Origin of the sequence: Paenibacillus sp. KACC 21273 (assembly GCF_028736095.1) — a bacterium.
In the GTDB taxonomy this organism is placed as follows: Bacteria; Bacillota; Bacilli; order Paenibacillales; family Paenibacillaceae; genus Saccharibacillus; species Saccharibacillus kyungheensis.
The window spans coordinates 464,380-479,823 of record NZ_CP117876.1 but is presented as its reverse complement, the minus strand read 5'-3'; the positions used below and the strand labels follow the sequence as shown (position 1 = coordinate 479,823).

Here is a 15,444-nt window from a genome sequence, read left to right as displayed (position 1 = left end):
CAAATACGTACATTTCTCTTGCTTGGCTACGATAACATGCGAAAAGCTTGAGAATTCTGCCTTTTTTGCAGTTTATTGATTAAATTTTACGTTTTATTAGGATTGAAAAGAAATGTATGATATTATTTATATAGGTAACTTATCTTTTTTAGTACAATTGTGCTCTTTAGATATTGTTGAATAGTTCGATCGGTTCGCTTGTTTATGAAATAATATTCATAACGTGTAGCGCTTATGGAATTACTCAATAATCTTACCTAATAATTTGAGAAAGAGGATTGTGTATGCCGAGAAAACACCGCAAATTAACTCCCGTCCAATTGCTCGCCAAATTCATTTTCATTACAACTGGTGCTGTAATGATGGCAGTAGCCCTCGAAATTTTCCTTATTCCGAACACCGTGATTGACGGAGGAATAACAGGGATTTCAATTATTTTGTCTGAAGTGACTCCTGTTCCATTAGGTCTTTTTATCTTTATTATTAACGTTCCCTTTCTGATTATCGGTTATAAACAGATCGGTAAAACGTTTGCCTTTTCTACTTTATACGGAATTACAGTCATGTCGTTGATGACTGCATATTTACATCATATACCTGCACTGACAGATGATAAAATTCTAGCCAGTATGTTTGGTGGTGTGATTCTTGGATTCGGGATTGGTCTGGTTATCCGCTTTGGGGGATCGCTGGATGGTACAGAGATTGTAGCAATTTTGCTTTCCAAACGTTTCCATATGCCTGTAGGGCAAATCGTTATGATTATTAACGTATTTATCTTTGCCGTTGCTGGTTTTGTATTCGGTTGGGATTCAGCAATGTTCTCGATCTTTACGTATTATATCGCAGCCAAAGTGATGGATATTGTTGTCGAAGGTTTGGAAGAATCCAAATCGGTTACGATCATTTCTTCAGAGTACGAAGAAATCTCGCAAGCGATTGTGGACCGTCTGGGAAGAAGTACAACCTTTATGTACGCTAAAGGCGGTTATTCCAAAGAAGATACACAAATGATCTATTGCGTTGTAACTCGTCTCGAACTTGCCAAGTTACGTACGATTGTACAAGATATCGACCCTTCTGCTTTCCTTGCCATTGAGCATGTATCAGAAGTTATCGGTGGTAATTTTGAGAAGAAAAATATTCACTAATTGATGATATCAAAAGCCTCTCTGCACTACGACAGAGAGGCTTTTTTTGTTATTTCTAACTTATCTACTATTGTATCCCAACTTAAAAAGAACGATCTATATCCCTACAAATAGGAATGCAGATCGTTCTTTTATGTTAATTATTTCTTTGTTGTTCTAATTGCTGAACTTTATCTTCTAATATACGGATTCGCTTGTGATGACGATAAGCAATCGGAGTAACTGCTACAATACAGATCAAAATCACGCCTAAGATCATAACAATATCCTCCATACCATTAAAATTAATTCGCTATTTTCACCTGTCCGGTAAATTGGCTATTATACAAGTCTGCATAGAACCCTTCTTGTGCTAACAATTCAATATGCGTTCCAGTCTCAATCACTTTACCATGATTCATCACTAGAATCAGATCGGCTTCACGAATCGTAGACAAACGGTGGGCAATTACAAAGTTCGTACGCCCTTCCATCAATGTATTCATCGCTTGTTGAATCAATACTTCTGTCCGCGTATCGACACTACTGGTCGCTTCATCTAGAATCAGAATCGCAGGATCAGCCAGAATAGCACGCGCGATCGTCAGCAATTGCTTTTGACCTTGTGAAATATTAGAAGCTTCTTCATTAAGCACCGTATCATAACCATCCGGCAAGGTACGGATAAAATGATCAGCACGCGCGGCTTCAGAAGCTCGTATAATCTCTTCTTCTGTGGCATCTTCACGTCCATACGCAATATTATCCCGAATACTTCCACCAAACAGCCAAGTGTCCTGTAATACCATCCCAAACAGACTGTGTAGTTCAGCACGCGATAATTCGCGGATATTTTGACCATCTATTGTAATCTGACCGTTATTCAATTCATAGAAGCGCATTAACAGATTGATCAGTGTTGTTTTCCCTGCTCCTGTCGGCCCTACAATCGCAACCGTCTGTCCGGCACGTACGTGAATATTCATATCGTCTATAAGCAGTTCATCTTTTTTATAACCAAAAGCGACATGCTCAAATGTCACATCACCACGTACAGGGCGAGCAATCGTAGTTATCGCTTGGTCTTCTTCTTCCTGCTCATCCATAATTTCAAATACGCGCTCTGCTGAAGCAATCGTCGATTGAATAATATTTGAAATGTTCGCAAGCTGGGTGATCGGTTGCGAGAATTGACGCGCATACTGGATAAATGCTTGTACTCCACCGATACCGACTGTACCGCGGGTCACCATAATACCACCCACTACACAGATAAGCACATAACCGATATTACTGATAAACGACATCAACGGCATAATCGTACCGGAAATATATTGCGCTTTCCAGCCTGATTCATACAGTTTTTCATTAAGCTCATCGAATTGAGCTAAAGACTGCTTTTCCCGTCCAAAAGCTTTGACAACACGATGTCCGGTATACATTTCTTCGACATGTCCATTCAGATCACCAAGCGATGCTTGTTGTCCGGCAAAATGTTTTTGCGAACGCTTCGCCACTACAATCGTAACGAGTAGACTCAGTGGAATCGTCAAAATAGTAATCAATGTTAGCAGTGGACTGATAGTAAGCATCATTACAATAACACCGACCAGTGTTACGATCGAAGTAATCAACTGGGTTAGACTTTGTTGTAACGTATTACTGATATTATCTACATCATTCGTTACCCGGCTTAGCACTTCACCATGAGACTGTTGATCATAGTAACGAAGCGGTAGACGGGATAATTTGCTTTTAACATCTTTACGCATCTCATAGACTGTATTCTGCGCTACACCTGACATAAAGTATTGCTGAAAATAAGCAAATAACGAACTGAACAAATACAATCCAGCCAAAATCATCAATAAATCTATAATATATCTGAAATTAATAGCAGTTCCACCGGTGACGCTGTTAAATAATTCATCTGTCGCCATTCCCATAATACGTGGAGCCACAATACTGAATAACGTACTGAGTACCGCAGCAATTAGCACAACAAGTAATTGCATCCGATAAGGGCGAAGATATGATAATAATCTTCTTAATGTACCTTTAAAGTCTTTAGGCTTTTCACCTGGCAAAGACATCCGTGGTGGGCCACCCATCTGTCCGGCTTGTGGTCGTTGTGGAGGTTTTGGTTTTTGCTCTTCACTCATGCGATCTCCTCCTCCGACAGTTGCGAAGACACAATCTCACGATAAACTTCGCTACTTTCTAACAATTCACGATGTGTGCCTCTACCAACAATTTTGCCATCTTCCAGCACAAGAATCTGATCTGCATCCATTACTGTACTGACACGCTGAGCGATCATCAATACCGCTGCATCGGTTGTTTCGGCTTTGAGCGCTGCGCGTAATTTAGAATCCGTTTTGAAATCAAGTGCTGAGAAACTATCATCAAAAATATACAATTCAGGCTTACGTACCAATGCACGAGCGATTGATAACCGTTGCTTCTGTCCACCCGATACATTCGATCCACCCTGTGCAATCACAGAATCATATCCATTTTTCATTTCGCTAATAAAATCAGATGCTTGCGCAATCGTAGCCGCATGCTTCATTTCTTCATCGGTCGCCTGTTCATATCCATAACGAATATTTTCAGCTATTGTTCCTGTAAAAAGTAATGCTTTTTGTGGCACATAGCCGATTTTCGCACGTAGTGACGCTTGGTCACGCTCACGGATATCGATCCCATCGACTAGAATCTGTCCACTTTCTACATCGTAAAAGCGCGGAATTAGATTCACCAGTGTTGATTTGCCTGAGCCAGTTCCACCGATAATCGCTGTGACTTCACCGCTTTTGGCTTGAAATGAAATCTGTTCCAATGCAGGCTGTTCTGCTCCTGGATAACGGAAAGTCACATTATCAAAAATCACACTTCCCCGTCGTTCCTGAATAGTAGAACTTACAGGATGCTCAGGATCTTCAATCTCTGGTTTCATTTGCAATACTTCATTAATACGTGTTGCAGAAGCAGAAGCTCTCGGCACCATAACGAAGATTACAGATAACATTAAGAATGAAAATAAAATCTGAGTCGCATACTGAATAAATGCCATCAGATCACCGACTTGCATATCTCCATAGCTGATCCGTACACTACCGAATCCAATAATCGCAATAATCGAGAAATTCAAAACAAGCATCATTACAGGCATCATCAATGCCATTAATTTATTAACCGAAATAGCAGTATCTGCTAGATCACGACTAGCTCCATCAAACCGTTTGCTTTCATACGTATCCCGATTAAATGCACGAATAACACGCAATCCGGTTAAATTTTCACGCATGACCATATTTAAGCGATCCAATTTACTTTGTAATGCTTTGAACAGTGGCATTCCTTTGCGAGCAATACTGAAAATAGCCAGCCCTAACAACGGAATCACAATAACGAAAATAAGCGATAACTCTGCATCTTTGGAGATTGCCATAATCAGACCGCCAAGCATCATAAGCGGTGCCATGACCATCATCCGTAACATCATCGTTAGCACTTGTTGAAGTTGTGTAATATCATTGGTCGTACGGGTAATTAACGAAGCTGTACCGATACGATCAAATTCTTGTAACGAAAAATTTTCGACATGCGAAAACACACGACTGCGTAGATCGCGACCAAATCCGATCGAAATTTTGGCTGAAAAGTAACTAGCCGCGATGGAACATAACATTCCACCTGCGGCAAAGAGTAACATATATAAGCCAATCCGCAAAATATAAGCTGTGTTCCCTGCCGCAATACCTGTATCTACAATATCAGCCATCAATGTAGGCAGGAACAATTCTGACATCGTTTGCAAAAATACCAACAGCAGAACCAGACCGATTCCACCGTAATACGGTCGAAGCTGTCCTAGCAGTTTGGTCATTACTCTGCATCCCCTTTATGTTCTGGTTCCGCAGGTTCAAACACTCGTTCTTGGAAATAAGAAAAGACGCGACCTAATAATTCAGTCAATTTGCGACTATCTTCTTCTCCTAGATAATCGACCAATCCTTCAAATGACGTTTTGAAAACAGCAAGGGACTGCTCCATAATCGCTGCACCTTTATCCGTCAATGTCACGCGTACAGCACGGCGATCGCTTTGATCCATATTGCGCTCGACCAATCCATCGTTTTCCATTCCTTTGATCAATTGAGTAACCGTTGGAGATGTTACTCGAAGTAGACGACTCAGTTCAGAGACTTGCATCCCGCAACTAATCGAGTCTGCTTTGTTACCGATACAGATCAAAGCCATAATTTCACTTGGTTTATATCCCGCTACTGGCTTTTGACGCCAATCTGCTTTGCGAAAAAGACGAAATGCACGTAATAACTCTTCACCCATCGGTGATATTCCTTCAAACTTCAAATCTTCTTCCACCATTTATTCACCTCAACGTAAAATCCTATTATTTAGCCATACTAATTATTAGGTTAACTAATTTTAAATCTGTATGCAAACCTTGTCAATGTTTATAACCATATACTTTTAATTATATACACTTTTCGTAATAATCCTACATTTAATTCTTTATTTTAAGGTAATCTATCCTATTTATATTTATATGGTAAATAATGTTATATTTCTAATTGACTGCTGACTTCAAAGCCTGCTCGTAATTTAGAGATCAATTCCTGCATTTTCACAAAATCGTCCTCATCAAACTTGGAAGTCAGCGCAATCATAAGCCCTACATATCCTTCTACATTTTGCTCTACAAATCGCATTCCTTTTTCAGTCAGTTGTACCGAAGTACGGCGGCGATCTTTGGCATCATGAATACGTTTGACCCAACCTTCACTTTCTAATCCATCGACCAGACCGGTAATCGTTCCACGAGTCACCTGTGCTCGATCTGCTAATTCGGATGGCAACAGACTATGATTCGTATCCGCATACAAGATGCATAACATCATAATTTTGCCCCGCGATAATCCCATTCCTGCAAAACGTGCATCCATACTTTTAAAAATTTCTTCAGCTGTACGAATAAATTGAATTGTTGTTTTCACCGATTGAGCAGCTGGTGTATGTTCAGGTATTCCTGTTAATTTCATAAAAGTCTGACTTAATACCTCTGAAATCTCCAACTTCACACCTATCACTCCTTATTCTTAACAATTTTTTAATCTTTTTTGCATAAAAATGTAAAGTTAAATCATTTGATTACGATAAACAGTAGTATAGGTTTGCAAATACTTGCGAACTATTCATATATAAAGGAGGACTCTAACTGATGAGCAGTAATCCGTTTGACCAACGCCGTCTGCTACAAACTGGGATCTGTAGTTTGATGGCTGTCTTGTTACTACTACCACCGCTTCCTACACACGCATCTGAATTAGCAAGACATGCGCAGAACGGTCAGGATACATTTCTAGGTGGAACATATATCGAACTAGGCGTTTCAAGTAGCGGTACACTTGGCACAGCTAGCGATAGCCCATCTGGTTTTCATCCCGGGACAATAAGACGTAATATCGGTATGAATGTAGACAAAGACGGTTATGATTTTGGCAAAGATATGACCAGTGGTGATTATGTCTTGCCTGGAAGCCCTTCAGAAGGTTTTGTAGTAGGTTACAAACCATCTGTAACTTCCAAATCTCCGTTGACGTTTGTGAATGAAGAACAAAGTGGAAGTATTGATATTCCAAGTACCACTCAAGATTTATCTACAGATGAACAATTAATCGCTCAAACATCTGGTAACACATCTGATCAAGCTATCGCCGTACAACAAAACATTTCTTTTAAACCAGGAGATGCTTTCTTCAAAACAACGATCACACTCAAAAATAACAGCGTTACAGATTCCGTATACGATGTTCATTATATGCGCTTTCTTGATCCCGATATTGATGCTGATCTTCATGAAGACAACAGCACGATTAACTGGGTGCCTTCTAACCCACCTCAAGATGCCGAGGCGATCGCTGCGGCAATTGGTAATGCTAGCGATAATATATTCATGTATGTGGCACAAGATCCACGTGCTCAAGCTTCTGTTGGATTCAGCCGTAATCCTTATATCGAACCTGCATTTCAAAAAGATGGTGGGAAGCATATTGCAGCCAATCTAACCGATGATTGGTTAACCCTGACATTCAATGCAGGCGATCTAGAGCCCGGTGGCACTACCGAATTAGTCTTTTATAGTAGTCTGGATTCTGATATGAATGGTGCACTAGCACAGATCAGAGAAGATTATGCAGCCGATACACTGGCTGTGCCTTCTGAAATTACTTTGACAGGCGATACGATTGCATGGAATGTCGCTGAAGGTACTACAGCAGGTGTATTAACCACTTCTACGCAAAATCCAAAAGTACAAGATACGTTTACGTACAGTCTGGTTAGTGGCGAGGGAAGTAGTGCTAACGATTATTTTACAATTCAAGATAATCAGGTCAAAACAACCAAAGCACTTACACGCGGAGTGACCAGTTATCCGATTCGTGTATTAGCAACAGGAAGTAATGGAAGCACGTTAGAGCAAGCATTTGTAATCCATGCTACTGCACCTGATATGGGCACAGATCTTGCTTCATTATCTATTGAAAATGGAGCCTTAACACCTTCATTCTCACCTGAAAATACAGCTTATGCTGTAACGTTGCCTGATGGAACCACGCAGACTACAGTCAAAGCAAGTGTGTATGATCCAGATGCGTCACTTATCATTAATGGCGTAACTGTCACAGACAGTGTATATGCAGAAGAACCAGTGACACTTGATCCAGGTCTGACTACTATTACACTTGAAGTACATGGCAAAAATGGAATTTCCAAATTTTATAAGGTTCAGGTATCTTCTAATTCGACACTTCCACCTGTAGTACCTGTTGACTCTACTCAACCTGTTCAACCTGTACCACAAGTGCCAACACCATCTCCAACAACAGATACGTATGAAGGGTTACCTGTATCTCCACCACTGGTGATTACAGCACCATTTGTACCTGTGGCTCCGACAGAACCATTACCGGATCCGAATATGGTGACTGGTGGAGGCGGTGGAGCAAGTGGCGCATCGGCTTTGGATGATAATCCGATCTACGATGAATTAGCTAATGCAGCTACCGGCACAGCAACGAATAAAAATACAGATTCAGCAACCAAAACGCCGACCAAGTCGACAACTAATGTCAAAGCAAGTAGTTATATTCAAGGTTATCCTGATGGCACATTCCGTCCCGATCAGAAAGTCACTCGTGCGGAATTATCTGTTATGTTAGAACGTGCACTTGCGATCCAAAATGCAACCACGCCAATAGCAACAAGCAGTACAGACTTTAAAGATGTGCCTGCTTCATACTGGGCAGCTTCCAGTATTCAAAGTATTGAAGGAAGCGGTTGGTTACAAGGGTATCCAGGTGGCAATTTCAAACCTGCTCAACCGATGACACGTGCAGAGCTGGCAACTTTAATTGCTCGCTGGCAAGGACTGAATACAACGTCTACAGCATCTTTACCAGCAGATGTACAAGGACATTGGGCAGCAAATTCGATCAGCGAAGTGATTCAATCGGGATGGATGAAAGGTTATCCTGACGGTCAATTTTACCCGAATCAAGCAGTCAGTCGGGCTGAGATCGTAACTGTATTGAATCGTGTACTTGGTGAAAATACGTCTTCTACAGATTCCATCGCAAGTAGCTGGAAAGATGTAACCCCTGGACACTGGGCGTATAGTGAAATTACCAAAGCTTCACAGAAATAAAAAGATAAGGCTATGATATAAAGTTGTACGCTAATACCCCTGCACAGTTGCGAAATCCACTGTACAGGGGTATTTTTTTGAACTCTTTTCTCTTTGATTATGTTATTGGTGATATAACTTACAGAGAATCATTACGCCATTCTGTCGGTAGCAATTGATAATAAGGGCGTTGCAAAAAGCGATCATCCACCAGCATCAACAATCCTCGATCTTCTTCTGTCCGAATCAGCCGTCCACCCGCTTGGAGTACTTTGTTCATTCCCGGATAAACATACGCATAATCGAATCCATTAAACCCTGCCTGACTGAAATGCTCACGAATCAATTCTCGCTCCGGCCCAATCTGCGGTAACCCGACACCGACAATAATAACGCCTGTCAGTCGATCCCCTGCTAGATCGATCCCTTCACTAAATATTCCACCCATTACAGCAAACCCTGTTAATGTACGTGGATTATCACTTTGAAAAGCTTGAAGAAAACGATCCCGTTCGTCTTCTGCCATACCGGACTGCTGAATCAACACATCTGTATCTACATCTAAGGTCTCAAAAATATCAATCACATCTTGCATATATTGATACGAAGGGAAAAAAGCTAAATAATTACCCGGACGATCATTAATCAATTGAGCAAGGACATTCGCCAGTTCAGTTCGGGTACGCTCCCGATCCCGATAACGTGTCGATAACGGCACAATCTGTACTTCCAATTGTTCGCGCGAAAAAGGAGAAGCAATCGAAATATTATAATCTTCTTCCTCTGCCCCTAACATATCGCGATAATACCGTATCGGAGATAATGTCGCAGAAAAGTGAATCACCGAGCGATATCCTTTGGCTGTCTGACGAAGTTGTAATGAAGGATCAATACAGAACATCCGTAAATACACATCACTACCTTGTACTTCTGCATAGGTCATATGACTTTCCATATCATACAGTCGTCCAATCCGTAGAAAAGCTTGTACCGCAAAATACGTTTCAAGCAACAATTGGATATCCCCTTGATCGCCTTGCTCTAACAATGTCACTTCTGCTCGAATCACAAACTCTTCTAATAGAGGGAAAATTTCTTCTGGTGCTTGTTGTCGCTGGATTAACTTGCCATCTTCGCCTTGCTTGCGTAACCGAATAAAATACGCATTGATCGCACTGGCAATTTTGGCTAACGATTCCGCCGAGTCTTTATAATCTCTTTTCAAATCCAGAAAAGCTGATTTATTTAATGCCGCTGAAAACATATTACGTCCACGATCAACCAGATTATGGGCTTCATCGACTAATAAAATCGTTTTTTTGCGCATGTCATCAGAAAGACGCTTGAATGATACTTTCGGATCAAATACATAGTTATAATCGCAAATAACAGCATCTGACGCATACGAAGCATCAATCGATAATTCAAACGGACACAGATGATGCTTTTGTGCATATTGTTCAATCACAGAGCGAGTCATCAACGTCTCATTGCTCATCATATCGAGAATCGCACCATTGATCCGGTCATAATAACCTTCGGTATATTCGCAGTTGTCCCGTCCACCTGTGCTATTTGCAGAGCAGAAACACACTTTATCTTTGGCGGTAATCGTCACGCCATGTAGATTCAAGCCACTGTTTTCCATCCGTTGCAATGCTTCTTCGGCATTGGCTCTGGTAACTGTCTTCGCGGTCACATACATAAGTCGTTCTGCTTGCTCGGTACCAATCGATTTAATCGCTGGAAATAAAGTCGAAATCGTTTTCCCTGTTCCTGTCGGCGCTTCCGCAAATAGATTCAGCTTTTCACCGATCGTTTTGTAGACAGCTCCTGCAAATTTACGCTGACCGGATCGATACCCGGCAAAAGGAAAGGCTAACTGTTCAATACTATCGTTACGCTTCTGACGATGCTTCGCGATCATTTCCGCATAAGGTGCATATTCAGCTACCGTATATTGTGCAAACTGTTGTAGTTGTTCGCGGGTCTGGATGCGTTCTAGCTTGGTCTCTTTCCCACTGCTTTTGTGTACATATGTTAATTGAACCCTCACCTGATCTAAATGCCGATCTTCTGCAAGAATATAGCCATACATCTGCGCTTGCGCCCAGTGGACTTCCCGTCCGTCTCCAATATCTTCTGCTGAGATCGAAGTCGACTTGATCTCATCGACAGTAAGCAGTCCTTGTTCATCGACCCATAATCCATCACAACGTCCTTCGATTCGAAATAGCAGATCATGATAAGGAATTTCTGTTTTAAGATGAACTTCTTTTTCCCCGTGTTCACCATATCCTTCTTGAATCTGTTTATGGATACGTGTCCCTTCTTGCATCGACTGGGCTACGCGGAAGCCTGATTCGATACTGCCTGTCCGATACACATATTCCACCAAAGTCCGTACTGAAATATCGATAACGGTCGTCATCTTCCGCACCTTCTCTCTCTATTTGTTATTTCTTTGATTGTTGGGTAAGCATCATTTCTATTGTACTGTAAACTTATTTATCAAACCAAAACATTACAAAATAAAAAGTATGCCTTCTATTTATCTGCTACCTCAATTGTGATTTGTGTAACATATTGTTCTGGACTCTGTACTGATACTTCATCAATTAAATATTCTTCATATGCAAATATACCCAGCGTTTGTTGTTGTTCTTCAATAAAGTGTAATATTCGTTTATAACTTTTATCTATTTCTTCATGTCTTCCATGATGAAATCCAATAGCATACTTTCCTTTACGCTTAGCAAAAGTTGAAAGACTGGTATCTATACTATTAGCTTTGACAAAAAAATAAGTCTCTTTTTTACTTTTTGGGGATAACAAATGTTCTATAGTTGTCATTGTGCCTACAAAAGAGGTCGCAATAGATTGCGTAAGATGCTCGAATTGTCGAAAAGCTTCTATCCATTCTAAATAACCACTTCTTGGATCTTCTTCTGTAATAGCATTGCTTCGGATCAGCCATTCTTGTTCTTGATGTTCAAAGTGTATGTGTTGAGGTTCAGCACTTAGTCCTTTTTCAGTCATAATCAGCGTATCTTCTAGCATACGCTTAATTTGATGAAGCGTATCTATTTGCTGATCAATATGTAAAATTTCTCTTTTTGATAAATCAATCATCTGTTGTGCTGTTCGATTTTCCAAATAACTAGCAATTTCTTTTAATGGAATATTCAGTTCTTTCAAAATGCGAATAATTAAAAACATATCTAATTGATGATACGAATAATAGCGATAGCCTCTTTCATCTATACGTATAGGTCTTAATAAGCCAATCTCATCATAGTGAAAAAGAGTACGTTTGTTCACTTTACATAGCCGCGCGAACTCTCCTGTAGTCAGATAAACTTTTGTCTGTTGGTTCATAAATCCTCCTTGACTATCTGGTTACGGTATACCTTACCATAGAATAAATACTATTCAAAACAAGCGGAATAATAACGATCGTATTCCTCAGAAAACAGGTGAAAACATGAAAGTTGAAATTAAAAACATAACTCCTGAAAATCTAGAGAGCATTTTACATTTACGTGTTGCTACTGAACAGGCTTCTTATGTCGAAACGCCCGCACAATGTTTAGCAGATGCTTCAGAATGTGATTCTTACGTACCTGTAGGTTTATATGCAGATAATATATTGGTCGGATTTGCTATGTATGGATTATTTCTTAATGAATGTGAAGGTAGCAAAGTATGGCTAGATCGTTTTTTGATTGATGAACATTTTCAAGGAAAAGGGTTAGGACAAATAATGTTACGCGCATTGATTGATCATCTACGTCATATTTACCATTCTCAAACGATTTATCTGAGCCTTTTTGAAAATAATCAAGGTGCTTTGTATCTTTATCAAAAATTCGGCTTTGAATTTAATGGTGAACTAGATATAAATGGTGAAAAAGTTATGATACTTCAAGAAAAAAATGAATAAGAACACTAAAACCAGTGATTTTACTCAATAAAACGATCTATTTCCTATTTAATTTTGTAGGTAAAATGATCGTTTTGTTTTTTTATGTACTAAAACTTGTTCGATCTACATGCCGTTCTTATATAATAGTAAAATAGGAATAAATTGGTATGCGTTCATGTGGATTATCATACTGCATTCTAGCTAAGAGCTCTTTACAATAAATACGATAGACCACCTAGCAACAATAAGGAAGGATGAATGACTGTTTATGCTTCGACTCAAATTAAAATTCCTGCTCCAAAATAAACAAACCCGGCTGATGTTGCTGTTAACGATAGTATTGTCTGTCTTGATTACTACGATTGCTTTATTTTCCTATTCCCGTTATCGGCAAGAATTAGATACCGAATTGAATACACCGAATATTGAATTATTGCAAATTAATCTAGATGTGACCAATAGAGCTTTTCGCGAATCCGATAACAAAGCTGTCGATGCTTCATTTCATCCAGATATTCTGAATTACATACAGGCTAATCCGGCAGGAACGAACTATAGTGTACAGGTAAATCAAGCACAGCGTTATTTGAAAACGCTCGCATCTGATCAAGATATCTATTCGATCGATATTATCACATTGGATCAGCAACATATTTTATCCAGTCAGTACGGTTATCGTGCAGATTGGCAACAATCACCGGATAACACATGGACAAGTTGGATTCAACAGATCAAGCAAAAGCCTTTACTGATTCAGCGACGGTGGTATGGAAAAAGTGCTACAGATGGTCAGATCGAACTGCTTTCTTTAGCCAGACCGATTGTGATCCACGAGAAAGTGATCGGTGCTGTTATGATTAATCTGGATTATGATCGTTTTTTTTCAAAATTTTATGTGCATTTATCGAATGAACAGATTGTGTACGATCTGGATGGTCATCTTATTTATCCTAAGCTTAGTGCTTCTGTGCCTATCAATGAAATGGATCAAGTGATCACTGAATTAGGTGTACAGCCTTTCGCTTATGTAGATATCCATGGACAAGATTATATGGCAAATCAGACTTTCTCGGATGTAACCGGCTGGCGACTCGTTTCGCTAGTTCCGATGGAGCAATTACTCAAGCATGTCAAATTAGCCCGTAATATGATGCTCCTTCTTTCCCTGATCTCGATAGCGATCGGATGTGCGGCAGTTTATTCCTACAGCTATGCGGCTTTTCGCCCACTTAAACGAATTAACAAACTGCTTCATCCCACAGATCAACAACAGCCACCTCATAATCTATACGATCTAGAACCTGCGATTAGCAAATTAATCGGTGATCTGCATAGTACTTCTTTTCTTGCGGAACGCAGTCTACCTGAATTGCGCTCCAAGTATATTCAGGATGTGCTTCATCAACATATTGGATTGCAAGAATTGGATACGAAATGGAATTATTATTTTCAAGATTGGGAATCAGATCTGCTTGTCGTGACTGTCATTTCGATCGATCGGTACCGAGCATGGACAACTTCATACAGTAGTGAAGATCAGATGCTACTAAAATACGCATTACATAATATCATGCTCGAAATTCTAGACTCTCATTGGCGTGTCGTCAGTATTAATGCGGATAAAGACTATTTTACCTTTCTATTGCAACCCAAAAGTGCCTATTCGATAACATGGACAGATCAGTGGGCTATCGATATGGAGCGTTGTATTCAGATTGTAAAAGAACATCTGAATGTATCTATTTCTGTCGGTGGTGGAAATTCTGTAGATACGATTGCTCAGACTCCCTCTTCTTATACAGAAGCTATTACAGCGCTATCTTATCGGTTGTACAATGGCTACGGACGTATACAACATATGCCGCAAGACTATCCTTCTGCTACAGCCTTTCCTTTAGAACAGCAACTATGGATTCAAGAAATGGTAGATCGCTGTGAACAAGCAGATCAGCAAACAGCTTTATTATGGATGGACAAAGGATTGAACGATATTCAAGAACATTCCATCATTCCTAAGGAAGCTTATAAAATGTTAGATCAGGGTGTGCACTCATTATTACAATGGGCACAATCACATGAACATACCCTTCCTGTAGAACTGGCTAATTACTACAGCGGACAATTGAACACGTTAACATTAGAAGAAATTAAGACATTGTTACGGACTCTGATTACTGAATTAGTAGATGAGCATATGATCTATCGTGTGTCACGTGAACATCTTTTGGTACAAAATATGCAATCGTATCTAAGCGAACATTTACATGAAAATATTGGGTTACCGGATGTAGCCCATCATGTACAGATGAGTGTCTCGTCTGTCAGTGCGATTTTCAAAGAGGAAACAGGAAGTACATTATACGATTATCTGACTCACTTGCGGATGTCTAGAGCCTGTCAATTGCTATTAGATACCGAGCTAAAAATCAGTGAAATTGCAGGGCAAGTAGGCTATCAGAATGAGAATAGCTTTATCCGCACATTCCGTAAGCACAAAGCTACAACACCGGGCAAATTTAGAGAAATCCACAAATCAACCAATAGACATGCAGATCCGCCAAACCGTTGATATTTCAGCTTTTTGGCATATATATTGTGCAATTATCCGATAGAATCGCCACCTCTACTGGGCTACACTCAAATTGTTAAAAGCAAATTATGCGTTGAGTGAATAT

At 40.0% G+C, this 15,444-nt stretch carries 11 protein-coding genes; 4 read left to right on the top strand and 7 right to left on the bottom strand.

Features of this window, described 5'->3' with window-relative positions; genetic code table 11:
- The first annotated feature begins 284 nt into the window (after nt 1-284).
- Entirely contained in the window at nt 285-1,151 is an 867-nt protein-coding gene (locus PQ460_RS02135; RefSeq protein ID WP_273613925.1) for a YitT family protein, read from the top strand.
- A 136-nt stretch (nt 1,152-1,287) separates the two neighbouring features.
- Here PQ460_RS02135 and PQ460_RS02130 read toward each other — a convergent pair whose 3' ends face one another.
- From PQ460_RS02130 to PQ460_RS02110, 5 genes are all read right to left on the bottom strand, one after another.
- Nucleotides 1,288-1,410, bottom strand: a complete 123-nt coding sequence (locus PQ460_RS02130) for a hypothetical protein (protein WP_273613926.1) — start codon at nt 1,408-1,410, stop codon at nt 1,288-1,290.
- A 25-nt stretch (nt 1,411-1,435) separates the two neighbouring features.
- Nucleotides 1,436-3,292 (bottom strand): ABC transporter ATP-binding protein, encoded by a 1,857-nt coding sequence (locus PQ460_RS02125; protein WP_274171636.1) that lies wholly within the window; start codon nt 3,290-3,292, stop codon nt 1,436-1,438.
- Nucleotides 3,289-5,022 (bottom strand): ABC transporter ATP-binding protein, encoded by a 1,734-nt coding sequence (locus PQ460_RS02120; RefSeq protein ID WP_273613928.1) that lies wholly within the window; start codon nt 5,020-5,022, stop codon nt 3,289-3,291. Before PQ460_RS02120 ends, PQ460_RS02125 begins: the two co-directional genes overlap by 4 nt.
- Nucleotides 5,022-5,522 carry a MarR family winged helix-turn-helix transcriptional regulator gene (locus PQ460_RS02115; protein WP_273613929.1) on the bottom strand — a complete coding sequence of 167 codons (501 nt, stop codon included), beginning with the start codon at nt 5,520-5,522 and terminating at the stop codon, nt 5,022-5,024. Before PQ460_RS02115 ends, PQ460_RS02120 begins: the two co-directional genes overlap by 1 nt.
- 197 nt (nt 5,523-5,719) lie before the next feature.
- Nucleotides 5,720-6,238: a MarR family winged helix-turn-helix transcriptional regulator gene (locus PQ460_RS02110; RefSeq protein WP_274171635.1), complete on the bottom strand. Its 519-nt coding sequence runs from the start codon at nt 6,236-6,238 to the stop codon at nt 5,720-5,722.
- Nucleotides 6,239-6,378: 140 nt separating this feature from the next.
- Between PQ460_RS02110 and PQ460_RS02105 the strand changes: the two genes are divergently transcribed.
- On the top strand, nt 6,379-8,865 hold the full coding sequence (locus tag PQ460_RS02105; protein WP_274171634.1) for an S-layer homology domain-containing protein: 2,487 nt from the start codon (nt 6,379-6,381) through the stop codon (nt 8,863-8,865).
- Between the two features lie 118 nt (nt 8,866-8,983).
- Here the strand turns inward: PQ460_RS02105 and PQ460_RS02100 are convergent, their stop codons facing one another.
- Together PQ460_RS02100 and PQ460_RS02095 are read right to left on the bottom strand one after the other, a co-directional pair.
- Entirely contained in the window at nt 8,984-11,275 is a 2,292-nt protein-coding gene (locus PQ460_RS02100; RefSeq protein ID WP_274171633.1) for a helicase C-terminal domain-containing protein, read from the bottom strand.
- Nucleotides 11,276-11,391: 116 nt separating this feature from the next.
- On the bottom strand, nt 11,392-12,165 hold the full coding sequence (locus PQ460_RS02095; protein WP_274171632.1) for a MerR family transcriptional regulator: 774 nt from the start codon (nt 12,163-12,165) through the stop codon (nt 11,392-11,394).
- A gap of 163 nt (nt 12,166-12,328) precedes the next feature.
- Here PQ460_RS02095 and PQ460_RS02090 point away from each other — a divergent pair, with 163 nt between their 5' ends.
- Both PQ460_RS02090 and PQ460_RS02085 read left to right on the top strand, forming a co-directional pair.
- The gene (locus PQ460_RS02090) at nt 12,329-12,787 is read left to right on the top strand and encodes a GNAT family N-acetyltransferase (protein WP_274171631.1); all 459 of its coding nucleotides are present in this window, start codon (nt 12,329-12,331) and stop codon (nt 12,785-12,787) included.
- Between the two features lie 250 nt (nt 12,788-13,037).
- Nucleotides 13,038-15,338, top strand: coding sequence for an AraC family transcriptional regulator (locus PQ460_RS02085; protein WP_274171630.1), 2,301 nt, complete (start codon nt 13,038-13,040; stop codon nt 15,336-15,338).
- The last annotated feature ends 106 nt before the right edge of the window (nt 15,339-15,444 follow it).

What these genes read in the sequence shown, in the direction of transcription:
- PQ460_RS02135 (WP_273613925.1), top strand. Translation starts at nt 285, where the DNA reads ATGCCGAGAAAACACCGCAAATTAACTCCCGTCCAATTGCTCGCCAAA.
- PQ460_RS02100 (WP_274171633.1), bottom strand. Translation starts at nt 11,275, where the DNA reads ATGACGACCGTTATCGATATTTCAGTACGGACTTTGGTGGAATATGTG.
- PQ460_RS02125 (WP_274171636.1), bottom strand. Translation starts at nt 3,292, where the DNA reads ATGAGTGAAGAGCAAAAACCAAAACCTCCACAACGACCACAAGCCGGA.
- PQ460_RS02120 (WP_273613928.1), bottom strand. Translation starts at nt 5,022, where the DNA reads ATGACCAAACTGCTAGGACAGCTTCGACCGTATTACGGTGGAATCGGT.
- PQ460_RS02090 (WP_274171631.1), top strand. Translation starts at nt 12,329, where the DNA reads ATGAAAGTTGAAATTAAAAACATAACTCCTGAAAATCTAGAGAGCATT.
- PQ460_RS02105 (WP_274171634.1), top strand. Translation starts at nt 6,379, where the DNA reads ATGAGCAGTAATCCGTTTGACCAACGCCGTCTGCTACAAACTGGGATC.
- PQ460_RS02085 (WP_274171630.1), top strand. Translation starts at nt 13,038, where the DNA reads ATGCTTCGACTCAAATTAAAATTCCTGCTCCAAAATAAACAAACCCGG.
- PQ460_RS02130 (WP_273613926.1), bottom strand. Translation starts at nt 1,410, where the DNA reads ATGATCTTAGGCGTGATTTTGATCTGTATTGTAGCAGTTACTCCGATT.